Here is a 15,061-nt window from a genome sequence, read left to right on the forward strand (position 1 = left end):
ATTTATGGAAGAAAAGTAATGAAGTACGTTTTTTTGTTTTCGGGACAAGGTTCCCAATTCAAGGGCATGGCAGAAGATATCTGTAAGAAATACCCGTCAGCCCGTACCGTCATCGATGAGATGAGCAAGGCTTCGGGAGAAGATATCGCTGCTTTCTTATGGAATATGGAACCGGTGGAACTTGCACGGAGTGACCGAAGTCAACTTGCCATCACTGCAATGCAGGTCGCAATTACCGCAGTTTTACGTGAACACGGTATTACGCCGGTTGCCGCCGCAGGGTTCAGCCTAGGTGAATTTTCAGCGTTGTATGCTGCAAATGTCTTAGACCTTGTAACGATGACAAAACTGGTAACTTTGCGCGGAAAAATCATGCAGAAATACTGTGAAAAACTCGATGAGCAGAGTAAAGCGTCCGGCAGCGGATGCGGTATGGCGGCGGTACTCAAACTTGATCCTGAGCGGATTGTCGAAATTTTGAAACCGTATTCCGATCCTGCGACGGGGATTGTTTTTGCAGCAAATTTGAATAGTCCGATGCAAACCGTTGTATCGGGAACAGCCGAAGGGCTTGATGCCGCGGAAAAACTCTGCAAGGAAGCGGGAGCAAAACGCTTTATCCGGCTTGCGGTTGCAGGGACGTTCCATTCGCCGCTGATGCGCGGTGCAGCCGAAGAATTTTCCGCAGTGCTGCAGGATGTTCCGTTCAATGATCCCGTTATTCCGATTTTTTCAAATGTTACGGGAAAGCGGCTTTTAACCGGCGAAGAAGCGAAAAAAAACGCCGTACTGCACCTAACGCATCCTGTGCGCTGGCTTGAGGAAGAGCGGGAACTCGCTGCGCTGGCAAATGCGGCTACACTGTTGGAAATAGGTCCGGGCATGACGCTCTGCAATCTGTGGCGGGACAGCGGCTGCGCAGGAAACTGCCACCCCACCGGTACCGCTGAACAATTATCGGCTGTGATAGACGGCAGCCGTTCATAAGAGGTTTATATGTTATTACAAGGGAAAAAAGCATTAGTAACCGGTTCTTCACGCGGAATCGGAAAAGAGATAGTCCGCAGGTTTCTGGAAGAAGGTGCTGAGGTATGGGGGCTCTGTACAAAGCCCTCACAAGGAAAGGCGGAAATGGAAGCCTTCGCCGCACAGCACAATAGCGTATTCCACGAGATATACGCCGACTGCGGAAATGCCGAAGAACTGACCGCTACGGTAAAAGAGGCACTCAAGCAATCCGGTGGATTTCAGATTTTGGTCAACAACGCGGGAATTACTCGGGACGGGCTGTCGTTCCGTATGCCGCAGGATGATTGGGACGCTGTACTGCGCGTCAATTTGACCGGCGCTTTTTTAACATCGCAAATTGTCTCTTCCGATATGTTGCGGAAGCGGGAAGGTTCTATTATCAATATGGCCAGTATCGTCGGCCTGCACGGACAAGGCGGGCAGGTTAACTATGCGGCAAGTAAAGCGGGCTTAATCGGTATGACCAAAAGCCTTGCAAAAGAGATCGGCAGCAGAGGGGTACGGGTCAATGCGATTGCACCCGGCTATATCGAAACGGATATGACCTCGTCATTACCGGAAGATATGCGGAAAAATTGGATAGAAACAGCTATTCCTCTAAAACGCGGAGGAACGCCGCTTGATGTTGCAAATGCGGCTGTCTTTTTAGCATCCGATTTATCCGTGTATATTACCGCACAGGTACTCGGCGTAGACGGCGGTATGGGCGCCTAATTGAAGGAGAAAAAAATGAGAAGAGTTGTAATTACCGGTCTTGGTGCCGTTTCCGCTTTGGGAAATACGGTTGCGGAAACATGGGAAGGAATAAAAGCAGGTCGCTGCGGAATCGAGAAGATTACCGTCAACTATGACCCCGGAGATGATAGGGTAAGAATTGCGGCTGAATGTAAAGAGTTTGATCCTACCGCATTTATGGATAAAAAGGATGCCCGTAAAATGGCGCGCTTTTCGCAGTTTGCAGTGGCGGCAGCGGTACAGGCAGTAGCGGATGCAGGACTCTCAAACGAAACGATAGAGGGCGACCGTACCGGCGTGATGATTGGAAACGGCATCGGCGGTTTTGAAATCCATGAAAGCTCGTTCAAAAAATACTTTGAAGCGGGGCACTCGCGGATACCGCCTCTCGCTATTCCGCTACTCATTCCGAACGAGGCAGCAGGCAACGTCAGTATGCATTTCGGACTGCACGGCGTTTCGTGGACAATTACGACCGCCTGCGCTTCCAGTACCGACGCTTTGGGCAATGCGCTCGATTTAATCCGCTCGGGTAGAATGGATATGTGTCTTGCAGGAGGGACTGAGGCCGCAATTACAGGGTTCGGTATCAATGCATTCAGCGTACTGCAAACGCTGGCGTCGGACTATAACGATGAACCGCACAAAGCCTGCTGCCCCTTTGATAAAAAGCGCTCGGGTTTTGTGATGGGGGAAGGCGCAGGTATTCTCATTCTTGAAGAATACGAACATGCAAAAAAGCGCGGTGCAAAGATATACGCAGAACTTGCAGGCTATGGCGGCTCCTCCGACGCATATCACCTGACCAGCCCCGACCCTTCCGGTATCAGTGGTGCTTTGGCGATGACGAAGGCCTTGGAAGACGCGGGGGTAAAACCGGAAGATGTGCAGTACTACAATGCGCACGGAACATCAACCCCGATTAATGACCCCTCCGAAACCGCGATGATTAAAAAAGCGTTCGGGCAACATGCATATAACCTGAAAATCTCTTCAACAAAGTCGATGATTGGTCACTGCTTAGGAGCTGCCGGCGCGTTGGAAGCAATTATCTGCGTAAAAGCAATTGAAGAAGGTTTTTGTCCCCCCACCGTGAACTTAACGGAACCTGATTTAGAGGCAGGATGCGATCTGAATTACCTGCCGCAAAAAGGCATCTCCTGCACGGTCGATTGCGCCGCATCCGGTTCGCTCGGTTTCGGCGGCCACAACGGCGTGTTAGTGTTCAAAAAAGTAAAGTAGGAAAAATTGGGAAACCGCATTAGGAATATTTCAAGCGGGTGCTTTCCTTTTGAGATGCGCGAAATTTTAGATAAAATTTCGCGCTATTTATTTAGACGAAGGGTAAACGCATCAGACAAATGGGTAAGAATCGCAGAATAATGGAGATTGTTCTGCGGGATATCCATAAGAATGTCTGATGCGTTTACCCCCTAAAGGAGAAAACGATGACAAAAGATATTGAAGCCTTGCTTCCGCACCGGAAGCCGTTTTTGTTTGTCGATGAAATTATCCGTGCCGATGATGAAGGCAGCGAAAGCCGGTATACCTTTAAGCCGGAGGAGTTCTTTTTTTTAAAGGACATTTCCCCGAATATCCGGTAGTGCCCGGTGTCGTATTGGTTGAAACAATGGCTCAAGCGGGCGGCGCAGCACTGAGTTCTATGGGCAAGTTTGAAACAGGTGCGCTGTTCTTTTTGGCGACTATCGATAAGGTAAAACTTCGTGCACAGGTACGCCCGGGAGATACGGTACGCATCGAGGTAAAAAACTTGCGCGTTTCTTCCCAGATGATTAAGCAATCCGGTAAGCTCTACAACGGTGATGCTGTCGCTGCGGAAGCGGAGTGGATGTGTTTGGTGGGAAAGGCCTAGTTTCCTTTTGAAAATATACGGCACACCTACTCTGACAGGATGTCCGCGGGTATAAGCAGTAGCAGGGACTGTCCAAAAGCTGAAAGGCTATCGATTTTTTCTGTAAAGAAATGATTGGGAACCTCTAAAAACTGCAAGCCTATCGGCTTGTTCTGTAAGGAATAATCATCGTATCCGCTAACGCGGACTGCGAATCAGTTTTTGGCGGTTCCCTCGTTGCTGAACAGCGTATATTCTTATATGCTGTTCAGCAAGCTGTTTTCAAAAGGCTCACGGAAGTGAGTAAAATACATTATCAGTTATCTATTCAAAAAGTCGATGATACGCTGCGCTACCAGTTCACGCTCGACATCGTCGGTAACAATATGACTGCTTTCTTCCAAGATGACATACTCATTCGGCGCCTTGAGCAGCCGGTCGATAAGTTCTTTTTCCTTAAACGGTACCGACTGATCCGATTTTGATAAAACCGTTATCACCTTTGATCGGATATTCGGAAGCTGCTGAATAGCCATCTTCTGCAGTTTGTACAAGTCCGCGGCCTTTCCGACGTAATCATAGTTGCAATAGTCTTTGACGCAATCATAATATTCGGGTTCTTTATAAAATGTTTTCCCTTCCGTCGGAATGGTCTGTATAAAATATTTTAAGTACGGTGTCAGTTTGATCCGTGAATCGGCGGCCATAAATGCGGGCGCACAAAGGAAGATTTTTTCAGGCTGAAATTTTGCCGCAAGGAGCGCAGTCAGCACGCCTCCCATCGAAAGACCGCCGACATATACCGTCTGATATGCTTCGGATAAATCGAGGTATTCATCATACACGCGCCGCAGCCAATCCTTCCACGAAGTTGCGATAAAGTCCTCTTTGTTTGTCCCATGCCCCGGCAGGCGCGGGATCGATACGGTGTATCCCGCCTTATGCAGCTGCGTGCCGAGCCACAGCATTTCCCGCGGAGAACCCGTATACCCGTGTATCAACAAAATGGCTTTATCTTCACCCTGAAAAAAATGAGGTTTGGTGAACCGATTTATTTTTGCCGGATTATTATCATAAAACATCTGAAGCTCCTATCATTTTGCATATAAACAATACCCCCTTATCTGCCTTTTGTAAATATACAGTACATCCTTGGAAATAGGAGATGCCGAGTGAAATTCGTATTTTTATACCCACTCTTAAAATCTTGAAGAAACGCACAAATACTGCTGAATCAATCTTGAAGAAACGCGTCATCCGCCATCGGTAAAAGAAATAATACAAAATCAAAAGAGCTGCTCTATGAGCTCCTTCCTGGTTTCAATAAATGGAAAAAACTCGAGTATAGCATTTTTATTCAAACTTTACCGGCAGAAAAATTTGCTTGATCTCTTATCGTATTCTTACTTATCTTTCTCAGCCGTTTTAACTCTTTTTTTATTTCTTTCGCATAAGGATGGTTGTTGTCTCTAATATTTAAAATTCTCAAATATTCTTGTAATAACGTCTTTTCAATACCGGTCAATTCATTTTTTGCATTAGCAGATTTTATCGGCTGCTCATTAAAAAAATATTCGACTTCCAATTTATCAATAAAATCATCTGTCGTTTTCTTGTCATACTGATTATGTGCAACTATACTGGCTATGCTTTGTCTAAGGGTAGATAATGTTCCATATTTTACGCGGGTCTCCGTATGTGTATCGTTAATATGCCAATTCAATCGGTCTCTAATAGATTCTTTTACGGCAATACCGATATAGATACAAAACTTATCCGACTGCGTTTCAATTGAGGATTTTATATCATCAAACTTAACGTTCAATTCATTTAAAATCACATCTAACTCAGCTCGATTTGCCCACCATTTATAATATCCCGGTGCTTTTTTTATCTTTTGTAAATTTTCTTTATCTCTTAATTCTATCGCTTTTACTATCATAGACCTCCCCGTTTCGATATTCGGTCGGTTTATTTAAGTCAATACAATTACTGTTTTTATAGGCAAAAACGATGCAATGTAAATGAGGTATTAAATGCTCATAGTATGATTTGCCGCCAAAAATATAAAATATATCATTTTTTAAATCATACTTTGACTTTAATGTATTCAATACATTTTCCGCCCATTTCTTTTTATATTCGGCCGATTGTTTTCCTAAATACAAGTTATAATACGAAATACGTTCGTTTTTATCTAATAATCCGTACTTTCCCGATAGAATGTACCATTCTTCGCACTTATATTTTTTTAGTCCTTCTTCTTTTGACTTTATAAAAGTATTACCTTTGTATATATCTTTAGCCCAATATTTCTCAGCAGGATTATTTTGTCCTAGTTTACGGCTGCTGCAAGCAATTAACCCTATTATTTTACTCATAATTCAATTTCCTCCTGACATCAAAAATCATCTCTAAATAGTATTTCGTATACTTTTTGAGATTCCCATCTTTGTCATAGTCATACTATTTACTCATTGTATCCACTCCAATGGAACAACTTTATTATATTCTTTTACTGTAGGGTATATATCTTTATACCACGCATTACGTGCATAATAATTATTTGTATTTTGAGGTTCTATATATAACCACCCGTCATCGGTATGAACTCTAATAAACACGTGTCCATTATCCCCTATATGCTTGTTGTAAACAATTTGGGCAGTTGAATAATAATCACAAAATAACAAGCAATAATCTTGACAGTTTATCTCACCATCTCTATTAACATCTCGTATATTATCGTGAATCTTATAAAGCACACGTTGCACCTCACGTTCCACATTCTTTAACGACGTATTTGATTTACCTTTTTTAACAGGTTGAGCCTGCTTATTATAGGTACTCGCCGGTGCACTATAAGGATATCGAGTAGTATCAATGTTGTTCTTAACTGCTAAAATAATGATAAGTAAACCGGCACACAGTGCAAGAAATTTTAAAAAAGCTTCACCTCTAGAAGGTTCACTATGTCCCCCAGCAGAGGGCTTACTATGGTATCCAATACGCTCTTGATTTTTAATATAAAAGGCTGTGCGGAGCATCTTTGCTCTATTAAATTCAACAAATTGAGCTGGATTGAATTGACAGTTTGTACAATAAGAACGCCCAAAATCTCTTGCACAGCTTGCACATCGTCTAGCAATTGTTTTGATGTATTCGTCATCGATATGGTCTTCGCCTTCATAAAAATACGCTTGTCGGATCATACTTCACTCTCCAATAAATGAGCTTTCCGAATAATATTCGATCATCATAAATTGTAAATATCTTGTATTACGGCTTTCGCACATTTGCATCCGTTTTTAAAGCCGAAAAGCTTAAATGTTTTCCACACAAATATTGCACCATAGTATATGAGTTTAAGACGGTTCCACACTCTTCTGCAAATGTATGATAATGCGAATATTGCAGTATGGTATATACGTCTAAGGCGTTTCCGCACTCTTCGACAAACGTATGATAGTCTCGGGGCGACAAATGGATAGAAAAGGGCGAGGCATAGTATGAACCCTAGTTTTTTCATCAAATACTCCTGTATGTATTCATAGCATTTTTTGCTCTTTATACTCTTCCTGTTTTTAGGCCGGTCAGTCTACCCCGTTTGAAATGTACAATAAAATTATCAAACAGATTCATTGATTTTTTTATCGCTTCTTGTATACTTCCCATATATAAGAATTGCCATTTGTTTTTTTATATGCGTAATATTCTTCTTTCTCTTTTTCAGGTGCCGTAAATTTATACCATTTATTACCTTCCGCATGTGCTCTATCTGCATATCTGTATATTGCAGAGGCTTCTTTAGAAAGGTTGCTTAATTTTTCCAGTTGATTTAATGAAGGGACTTTATCTACTGCCGTCATCTCCCAATTTACCGACGTGTCTTCTTTGCCAAAAAAGAGACCGTTAAAATCTGTTACACACCCCGAAAATAAAAATACTGTTCCTATAGAAACCAGTATTACACCAATCATTGAAAATAATTCCTTCCGTTTCATTACGATACCCGTCCTTTTGCAATGCTTTTTCACTGCCATTTATAGTTTTTGCGGACTGAAAAGTTATACGGAGCAATATCATAATTATCTATTTTGATAACGAGGCGCTCCAGCATTTTTCCCATCCACACCTAAAGCCGTCTCCCTTAAAATTTGAAGAGAGTTTATTACACTGGCTTTCTTCCATAATACCTCAAAAGTCAAGAGCGTTTTGTCAAAGGTCCAACTTGACAGATACTAACCACCAATGATAGCATTTCCCTATGATAGTTGATTGGCTGGATAAAATAGTTTGGAAGCTTTAAAACATGACAGAAAAGGTCAGTACAGTATTAGAATAAACAGTCAGTGGCGTATTTGCTTTGAATGGAACAATGGACGAGTTGTTATAGTAGATATCGTTGATTATCATTAGGAGGCATATTGATGGATGTTATACTAAAACCGGTACATGTAGGCGATATACTGTATGACGAGTTTATGCAGCCGCATCATATAACAGCATATAGACTTGCGCAAATGACAGGGCTTTCGCAAACACAAATAGGACGGATCATAAAAGGAAAAAGAGGTATTACAGTCGATACCGCATTGCGCTTCGCGCAGGTTTTTAGCACAAGTCCTGAATTTTGGCTGAATATTCAAAATAGGTATGAAATTGATAGCATGAAAGCAGAAACAAAAGAAACTATTAAACGAATACAACCGATTAACCATGTGTTTGCTTAACAAATATCGAAGGAGTTTTTTATGAAAGTGAATATACACCGGCTTTTGAAGGAAGCGAAGGACGCTGTTCCGCAGGCCGAGTGGATCGGGTTACGGCGGGTTACCAACTATCTGACTGGGTTTTCCGCTATCGATGGTAAATTTGACGAGGCGGCCGGCGGCTCCGACGAGGGAGTTATGCTGGAGGTGCTGTACAAGGGAACGTTTAGCTATGCGGCGACAGCCGATTTGAGCAGCGGCGGTATCAAGCGTGCTGCGGAGCGGGCTTTTGCGGCGGCACAGGCAGCGCAGCCCTACGGTATCCACCGTTTTGACCAAACGATGCGACCCGCCGCGCAGGTACGCTATGCCACAAAGCGTGAAAAATTAAGCGGGATTCCCGCTGCCGAAACGGTGGAGCTTTTGTGCAGTATCTGCGATGCCGCAAAGGTCTCTTCAAAGATTATTCAGACCGCTGCTTCCTGCGAAACGGGCATCTGCGAAACCGAAATGGTTTCTACCAACGGAGCCGATATCCGGCAAACCGTTCGGTTCGGCGGCATCAGCATGAACGCCGTTGCACGCGAAGGAGATATTATCCAGCAGCGAAGTGCGCACGGACGCTCTGCGCTCACTTATCAGGGCGGACGGGAACTGTTCAATCCTGTGGCGCTGCTTGAAAAGGCACGGAAGGCAGGCACGGAAGCCGTCGAGTTGTTGACTGCCGAGCCGTGCCCCAACGGTAAGCGGACACTTGTGCTGATGCCCGACCAGATGATGCTGCAAATCCATGAAAGCGTCGGGCACGCGCTGGAAATAGACCGCATCCTCGGCGACGAGCGCAACTTTGCAGGTGGCAGCTTTATCACACTGGAAGATATCGGCAGCTTCCGCTATGGTTCCCCGCTGATGAACGTCGCATTTGACCCGACCATCGCGCAGGAGCTGGCAAGCTACGGGGCGGACGATATCGGCAACGCTGCGGTAAAAGAATACCTCATTAAAGACGGTATTTTGATACGGGCGCTCGGTAGTTTGGAAAGTCAAAAACGGTCGGGACTCCGGGGCGTTGCAAACCAGCGCGCCTGTTCATGGAACCGTCCGCCCATCGACCGGATGGCAAACCTCAACCTCGAAGCGGGAACGAGCAGCTTCGACTCCATCATCGCCTCAATCGAAAACGGCATTCTGATGTTCTCCAACCGTTCATGGTCGATCGACGATTACCGCAATAAATTTCAATTCGGCTGCGAGTACGCCAAGCTAATCGAAAACGGCAAACTGACAAAAACCGTCCGCGACCCGAACTACCGCGGCATTTCACGATACTTTTGGAACAGCCTCTGCGCAGTCGGCGACGAAAGCACCTTCGAGGTGTTCGGCACCCCGAATTGCGGCAAGGGCGAACCGAATCAGGTAATACGGGTAGGGCACGCAAGTCCCGTATGCGCATTCAGCGATGTTGAAGTATTTGGAGGCGGAAAATGAGTTGTGATCAAGAAATGATGTGTGAAATGGATTCCGATTTTAAATGGCATTTTGAGTCTCTTGCAGACTTTTTCTTCGATGAGCTGTTACCCACGGAACAAGCGTCTCTAAGCTATGATGCGGAGGATACTTACTTCCTGCGGATGAATCACGCCAAGGTGCGGCAAAACGGTTTTGTAAAGCAGGCGACAATTTCGGTTACCCTCTATAAAAACAAGAAGACCTATCGCTTTGCGCAAGGGTTGAGCGGTCAGCTTGAGCAGGATAAGGAAACACTTGCCGCAACGTTGGAGAATGCACGCAGTATTATCGCGCAGCTTCCCGAAGATCCCTATCAGTCTATTCCTATTGCAAGCGATGATTCCGAAACAATCTATGACGGCGCGCTGCTTCCGCAAGAGATAATAGAAAAGACGCTGCTTGAGCCTGTGTCGGATTTGGATTTTGCCGGGCTTTTTTCGCAAGGGATGATATGCCGCGGAGCTGCCAATACGGCCGGCGCACGGCACTGGTTCCAAACAAAGACCTTTACGCTCGACTATTCGATTTGGCTGAAAAACGGACGCGCGGTAAAAGGCTTGTATGCAGGGCGCGACTGGCAGCAGGCTGAATACGAAAAACGCATCGCCGATGCGCGGCAGAGTTTGCGGGTGCTTGCGCTTGAACCGAAAAAAATCGAGCCGGGCAAATACCGCGTTTTTATCGCTGCGGATGCGTTGGTGGATGTCGTAGAGTTTTTCTCGTGGAACGGCTTCGGAGAGCGGGGAATGCAGCAGGGCGAAAGCGCCTATCTTGCATTAAAAGAAGGGCGGGAGCATTTTGCCGATTCCTTCAATTTGACGCAGGATTTTTCCATCGGTGTAGAACCGTCGTTTAATAGCGAAGGAGAATCCGCTCCCGAAAAATTAACTGTTATCGAAAAAGGAAAGCTCATTCATACCATCGTGAGTTCCCGTTCTGAAAAACAGTACGGTACGAAGGCAAACGGCGCCGATTCAGATGAAGGATTCCGTTCCGCAGCTATTGGAGCAGGGACACTTGCCGAAGCGGATGCACTCAAAGAACTGGGAACCGGCATCTACATTTCGAACTTCCACTACCTTAACTGGAGCGATCCGGCAACTGCCCGCGTAACGGGTATGACCCGCTTCGCCTGTCTCTGGGTGGAAAACGGAAAAGTTACAGCTCCCATTGCGGATATGCGCTGGGATGAATCGCTGTACAATATGTTCGGCGCGAATCTCCTTGCGCTCACCAAAGAACGGAAGCTCTTTGTAGAAACAAGCACCTACGAAGAGCGCGCAGTAGGCGGCTGCCTCTTGCCCGGTATCTTGGTCAAGGATTTTAACTGCACGCTGTAGAAGTTGCCGTTTTGGTGAGCATTTTTTCGTGCATAAAGATCATCACAATTAAAATCACCGCCAAATAGAGCGGCATCAATGCGACACCGATATGATTTGCAACCAACCCGAAGATCGGCGGCATCAGACAGGTTCCGGCATACGCGGACGCCATCTGTACCCCGATCATCGCTTGAGACTTATCTTTCCCGAATTGTGCAGGTGTCGCATGGATAACAGCTCATGTGCCTGCTGGCATAATGCACTGCTACATAATTGTTGAGGGATGCATCAACACTTCCGGCACCGAGTCCGTATGGTATCGCCCACAGGCACAGTGCACTATAGGAATGGCTGACCGAAAAACCGAAGAGTGCCGCTGCTGTTATCAAAACACTGAATGCCGTTACTTTTCCGGCACCGAAAATCTTTGTCAACCGGTCGCTTTGGATGCTGGAAACAATAGTCCCGCCTGCAATAATCATAAAAATAGCACCGGAATAGGACACGGGGACTGAAAGTTCTCGATACATCGCCGGCCATGCGGAACCTAACAGAGCATCCGGCAGCCCAAGACTGATAAACGCTGCGTAAATAATTGCGAGCAATATATGTATCATAATTTTTTCAGTATACTTCTTTGATCACTTCCTCCGCAATATCAGTATCGAACACGGAGGCATTTGCAGCCCTTTTAACGCATCGGAATGATAGACGCGCCCATCCGTCAAGCTCTCATACTCACCTGCCGGGATGGTATGCAGCGAAACAAAGCTTTGAGCAAAATCCGCATTCACGATAATCAATATTTTTTCTTCATTATATTCGCGATATTCGCGCCAAAAGCCGAATTGCCGGTTTGCAACAAACTCCTGCCGGTACGAACCGCGCTGTAAGGCGGGATGCTGTCTGCGTATCTTTGCAAATGTTGTAATCGAGGTGCGGATAAATCCTGCATCAAAACCGGGAGCGGTAAAATCCGGAAGCTCACCGAACGGCGGGAGCGGCGGACGCAGTTCATAATCGCAATTATGGCTCCGAACCCCTCTGATGCCGTACTCACTGCCGTAATAAATAGACGGAATACCGGGAATGGTAAAAAGCAGTCCGTACAAAAGATGGATATGCTGCTCCGGCTTGTTGAGCGCACTAACCGCGCGGTTTACATCGTGGTTATCCACAAAATTATACAATGCACTGTCCCTGTACATTCCTCTTTCGCTATTGTATTCCTTGTCCAAATTATACGAAAGCTCATACATATTCTGATCATTCAAACACGACCAGAGCGCTTTGTAAATTTGATAATTTGTTACCGAATCAAGCCTGTTGTTCCGCGCCCATTCGGCATAGTCGCCATGCACCACCTCACCCATCAGCCAAAAATCAGGCTTAATACTTCGGCAAAAAGCCCCCAACGCATCAAGGAAGTTTTTGCTTAACACATCCGCCGCATCAAGCCTGAGTCCGTCTATCCCAAACTCTTCAATCCACATTTTTACTGCACCAAAGAGATGCTCCCGCACTGCGCCGCTATCGCCATTCAGCTTGACCAAATCCTTGCAGCCGGCCCAGCCTTCATACTCAAAGCAATCCCCCTGCGCACTCCGCCGGGAAAAATCAAGATTGACATACCAATCCTTATAGGCGCTGCCGTATCCATGCCGCTGAATATCCTTAAACGCAAAAAAATTCCGCCCCGTATGATTAAACACCGCATCCAGCACCACCGCAAAGCCCTTCTCATGGCACAGACGGCAAAACTCCTTAAACCGCTCATTATTCCCCAACCGGCGCTCCACATGATAATAATCCACCGTATCATACCCATGCGCCGTTGACTCAAACACCGGCCCAATCAGCAGCGCATTACACCCCAACGCCCGAACCTCATCCAACCGCCCCGCCAGTTTCTCAAAAATATCCCCCGCCGGACACGCAAAGTCATTCCGCTTAGGACAATTCCCCATCCCCAGCGCATAAATATGATAAAAAACCTTATCTGAAAAAACTTGAGCCATAGACACCTCCGTTATTTGTTTTATTTTTTTTAGTTTTGGGCGGCTTTTTGCGATACAATCGCAAAAACCAAGGTTTAACTGCGGCTGCTGAAATGGCGCAGCCTTGTTAAACGCCGAGTTTCGGCACCGCCGAAACATCGCCTATTTACGTGTACGCTATCGCGTACCAATTCAGTAGTCTCCAAAATGAATATTTTGTTCGACTGCTGAATTTATAAAAAGCTTTCGGGGTTCCGCCTCTCGGCTCCATTCCTCCAGAACGGCTTCGCCACCCCTACAATCCTTTCCGCAAGCCTTTTGAAAAGAGACGGTACAGATACGAGGCGCGAACACAAATCAACCGCAGGCGTATCTTTGATACGTTGAGGATTAATTTGTGTGCAGCAACGAAGTAGATGTGCCGTATATTTGCAAAAGGTTAAGCGACACCGTAGACAAAGCTATGTATAACGCGATAAATCGTTTGATCATCTTTAGGCAGTTTGTGCTGGACACACAGCAGTGCTACCGAAATGACATTATTGTGATACAGTATCGAATAGAGCTCTTCCTTCCCGCGCATATTGCCGAACTCGTTTGCGGATTTTATAAAAAATTCTGCAAATACCGAATCAAAACGCTTTTTTAGCGGCGCGTAGACAGCCTCGGTTTCCGCATTATCGGGTGCATTTAAGAGTACGCTGTGCAGATTAAAAAAGGCGGGATGCGCAAGTGCAAAATCGATTGCTGCAGTCAAAATGCGTGTTAGACTTTTAAGAAAATCGTGCTCGTACACTGCAGCATCACTCAAACGTTGCAATAGCTCCGCGCCCTTGGAATCCGCTATTGCCTGCAAGAGTCCCTGCTTGCTTTTGAAAAAGTAGTACAACGTCGGTTTTGTGATACCGGCGTTATCGCAAATCTCCTGCACCCCTACTCCCTCATATCCTTTTTGAGAAAAAAGACGTATTGCCGTGTTGAGAATTTCGTTTTTGCTGTTATCGTTTGTTGTTGTATCATCCATAACGTATACCAATCGGTATATTATATACCGATTGGTATACTGTGTGTCAAGTGTTTTATGTTATTGAGGCTCACATACGCTCTTTTTTATGAATGGACAGGGGGTAATCGGTACGCTATAATAAAAAAATGATTGTAAGCAAAATCCCCGGCATTGAAGCTATTGCATTCGATATAGACGGCACGCTCTATCCTGCATGGAAGCTGACGCTGCGTGCTATTCCATTTTTTACCCGCCATATCCGTTTTATGAAAGCCTTTGGAAAAGTTCGTCATATTTTACACGGATACAGTTCATCTGATCCGGATAAAGTGCTGCCGGATTTTTTTAATGTGCAAAACGAATTGTTGGCAACTCATCTTAATATCTCCCCGCAAGAAGTAAGCGATTTTTTAGACAGAGAAATATATAGGGGATGGAAAAAGAAATTTGTGCGTATCCGTCCGTATCCTTTTGCAAAAGAAGCGATCATACGATTAAAAGAGGCGGGGTTTAAAATCGGTATTCTATCGGATTTTCCGCCCGAACAGAAAGGTTCCGTATGGGGCATTCTTCCACTCTGCGATGTTGCATTGGACTCCGAAGCGCTCGGCGCTCTTAAACCTTCCCGAATCCCGTTTCTTAAACTTGCCGAAGCCTTGAACACGCCGTGCGAACGGATACTGTATGTTGGGAATAGTAAAGCCTATGATGTCGCAGGCGCTTCTTCAGTCGGTATGAAGACCGCTTATATCCAAAATCCGCTTGTTTCATTTTTTAGAAAAAAACCGCCGTATGCGGATATTTCCTTTTCAAACTATCGTCAATTCTTAAACTATGTGTTATAATATAATAGGTAGGATAATTTTGAAAACCGCTGTTTTTAGATGTGTCCGATCTAT

General features: G+C 45.4%; 17 protein-coding genes and 1 pseudogene. 9 read left to right on the forward strand and 9 right to left on the reverse strand.

Going from position 1 to position 15,061, the window contains the following annotated elements:
- Window positions 1–18: 18 nt before the first annotated feature.
- The 4 genes and pseudogenes from GWP43_RS01995 (at window position 19) to fabZ (ending at window position 3,637) form a co-directional block, all read left to right on the forward strand.
- Window positions 19–987 carry an ACP S-malonyltransferase gene (locus GWP43_RS01995; protein WP_162662296.1) on the forward strand — a complete coding sequence of 323 codons (969 nt, stop codon included), beginning with the start codon at window positions 19–21 and terminating at the stop codon, window positions 985–987.
- 9 nt (window positions 988–996) lie between these two features.
- Complete coding sequence (gene fabG, locus GWP43_RS02000; RefSeq protein ID WP_162662298.1) at window positions 997–1,743, forward strand: 3-oxoacyl-ACP reductase FabG; 747 nt, start codon at window positions 997–999, stop codon at window positions 1,741–1,743.
- 15 nt (window positions 1,744–1,758) lie between these two features.
- Complete coding sequence (gene fabF / locus GWP43_RS02005; RefSeq protein WP_162662300.1) at window positions 1,759–3,006, forward strand: beta-ketoacyl-ACP synthase II; 1,248 nt, start codon at window positions 1,759–1,761, stop codon at window positions 3,004–3,006.
- 206 nt (window positions 3,007–3,212) lie between these two features.
- A pseudogene (gene fabZ, locus GWP43_RS02010) lies at window positions 3,213–3,637 on the forward strand (3-hydroxyacyl-ACP dehydratase FabZ).
- A gap of 299 nt (window positions 3,638–3,936) precedes the next feature.
- Here fabZ and GWP43_RS02015 read toward each other — a convergent pair.
- From GWP43_RS02015 to GWP43_RS02035, 5 genes are all read right to left on the reverse strand, one after another.
- Window positions 3,937–4,698 carry an alpha/beta hydrolase gene (locus GWP43_RS02015; RefSeq protein ID WP_162662302.1) on the reverse strand — a complete coding sequence of 254 codons (762 nt, stop codon included), beginning with the start codon at window positions 4,696–4,698 and terminating at the stop codon, window positions 3,937–3,939.
- A gap of 275 nt (window positions 4,699–4,973) precedes the next feature.
- Window positions 4,974–5,558 carry a GIY-YIG nuclease family protein gene (locus GWP43_RS02020; RefSeq protein ID WP_162662304.1) on the reverse strand — a complete coding sequence of 195 codons (585 nt, stop codon included), beginning with the start codon at window positions 5,556–5,558 and terminating at the stop codon, window positions 4,974–4,976.
- Window positions 5,527–5,997 (reverse strand): DUF6884 domain-containing protein, encoded by a 471-nt coding sequence (locus GWP43_RS02025; protein ID WP_162662306.1) that lies wholly within the window; start codon window positions 5,995–5,997, stop codon window positions 5,527–5,529. The genes GWP43_RS02020 and GWP43_RS02025 overlap by 32 nt, the downstream gene beginning before the upstream one ends.
- A 93-nt stretch (window positions 5,998–6,090) precedes the next feature.
- Complete coding sequence (locus tag GWP43_RS02030) at window positions 6,091–6,828, reverse strand: hypothetical protein (protein ID WP_162662308.1); 738 nt, start codon at window positions 6,826–6,828, stop codon at window positions 6,091–6,093.
- 438 nt (window positions 6,829–7,266) lie between these two features.
- Window positions 7,267–7,659, reverse strand: coding sequence for a glycosyltransferase (locus GWP43_RS02035; protein WP_230977918.1), 393 nt, complete (start codon window positions 7,657–7,659; stop codon window positions 7,267–7,269).
- Window positions 7,660–7,912: 253 nt separating this feature from the next.
- Here GWP43_RS02035 and GWP43_RS02040 point away from each other — a divergent pair, with 253 nt between their 5' ends.
- Genes GWP43_RS02040 through GWP43_RS02055 form a run of 4 tightly spaced genes read left to right on the forward strand, consistent with a single transcriptional unit; the run spans window position 7,913 to window position 11,177 of the window.
- Complete coding sequence (locus GWP43_RS02040; protein ID WP_203232436.1) at window positions 7,913–8,035, forward strand: type II toxin-antitoxin system RelE/ParE family toxin; 123 nt, start codon at window positions 7,913–7,915, stop codon at window positions 8,033–8,035.
- 11 nt (window positions 8,036–8,046) lie between these two features.
- On the forward strand, window positions 8,047–8,349 hold the full coding sequence (locus tag GWP43_RS02045) for a HigA family addiction module antitoxin (RefSeq protein WP_162662310.1): 303 nt from the start codon (window positions 8,047–8,049) through the stop codon (window positions 8,347–8,349).
- A gap of 21 nt (window positions 8,350–8,370) precedes the next feature.
- Window positions 8,371–9,816: a TldD/PmbA family protein gene (locus GWP43_RS02050; RefSeq protein WP_162662312.1), complete on the forward strand. Its 1,446-nt coding sequence runs from the start codon at window positions 8,371–8,373 to the stop codon at window positions 9,814–9,816.
- Window positions 9,813–11,177 carry a TldD/PmbA family protein gene (locus GWP43_RS02055; RefSeq protein WP_162662314.1) on the forward strand — a complete coding sequence of 455 codons (1,365 nt, stop codon included), beginning with the start codon at window positions 9,813–9,815 and terminating at the stop codon, window positions 11,175–11,177. Before GWP43_RS02050 ends, GWP43_RS02055 begins: the two co-directional genes overlap by 4 nt.
- Here GWP43_RS02055 and GWP43_RS14425 read toward each other — a convergent pair.
- From GWP43_RS14425 to GWP43_RS02070, 4 genes are all read right to left on the reverse strand, one after another.
- Window positions 11,161–11,346, reverse strand: coding sequence for a hypothetical protein (locus tag GWP43_RS14425; RefSeq protein WP_230977920.1), 186 nt, complete (start codon window positions 11,344–11,346; stop codon window positions 11,161–11,163). The genes GWP43_RS02055 and GWP43_RS14425 overlap by 17 nt on opposite strands.
- Window positions 11,347–11,356: 10 nt before the next feature.
- Window positions 11,357–11,776, reverse strand: coding sequence for an MFS transporter (locus GWP43_RS02060; protein WP_230977922.1), 420 nt, complete (start codon window positions 11,774–11,776; stop codon window positions 11,357–11,359).
- Window positions 11,777–11,800: 24 nt separating this feature from the next.
- On the reverse strand, window positions 11,801–13,177 hold the full coding sequence (locus GWP43_RS02065) for an alpha-amylase family glycosyl hydrolase (RefSeq protein ID WP_162662316.1): 1,377 nt from the start codon (window positions 13,175–13,177) through the stop codon (window positions 11,801–11,803).
- 418 nt (window positions 13,178–13,595) lie between these two features.
- Window positions 13,596–14,180: a TetR/AcrR family transcriptional regulator gene (locus tag GWP43_RS02070; protein ID WP_162662318.1), complete on the reverse strand. Its 585-nt coding sequence runs from the start codon at window positions 14,178–14,180 to the stop codon at window positions 13,596–13,598.
- Window positions 14,181–14,308: 128 nt separating this feature from the next.
- Between GWP43_RS02070 and GWP43_RS02075 the strand changes: the two genes are divergently transcribed.
- Complete coding sequence (locus tag GWP43_RS02075; protein ID WP_162662320.1) at window positions 14,309–15,007, forward strand: HAD family hydrolase; 699 nt, start codon at window positions 14,309–14,311, stop codon at window positions 15,005–15,007.
- Window positions 15,008–15,061: the final 54 nt, after the last annotated feature.

The sequence above is a fragment of the Treponema vincentii genome, from assembly GCF_010365865.1.
In the GTDB taxonomy this organism is placed as follows: Bacteria; Spirochaetota; Spirochaetia; order Treponematales; family Treponemataceae; genus Treponema.